Annotated in this window: 1 protein-coding gene; it reads left to right on the top strand. The window is 46.0% G+C overall.

Features of this window, described 5'->3' with window-relative positions:
* Positions 1-222: 222 nt before the first annotated feature.
* The coding region (bfd, locus tag UTM25_RS22520; RefSeq protein ID WP_008503493.1) for a bacterioferritin-associated ferredoxin at positions 223-415 on the top strand (193 nt) is incomplete at its 3' end.

Below are 415 nucleotides of genomic sequence, written 5' to 3'. Positions count from 1 at the left end.
CCGTACCGTTGGCGCGGGCGTTGTTGCTAAAGTTCTGGGCTAATTAATTATCCCCGAATAAAAAAAGGACGCTTCGGCGTCCTTTTTTGTTTTCTGCCGCTCAGGTACTGTCACAAAATTACGCATTTTTTGCCTGCTCCCGCCCCGTATTGTGGCGTTTGTGCTATTGTAATCATAACCATTCTCACTTACACTTTGCGCATAATTTGAACGGGAGTCTCTATGTACGTTTGTTTATGTAATGGTGTAAGCGACAAGAAAATACGTCAGGCCGTTCGTCAGTTTCAGCCTCAGTCATTTCAGCAGCTACGCAAATTTGTTCCGGTGGGAAATCAATGCGGTAAATGTGTACGTGCTGCGCGAGAGATCATGCAGGACGAATTGATGCAGATCCCGGAATACAAAGAGATCGCGT

The organism is Enterobacter sp. 61D5, assembly GCF_034107965.1.
GTDB classification, from domain to species: domain Bacteria; phylum Pseudomonadota; class Gammaproteobacteria; order Enterobacterales; family Enterobacteriaceae; genus Enterobacter; species Enterobacter cloacae_M.
The sequence above is the reverse complement of the archived record's forward strand: the minus strand, read 5'-3'. Positions and strand labels throughout refer to the sequence as shown.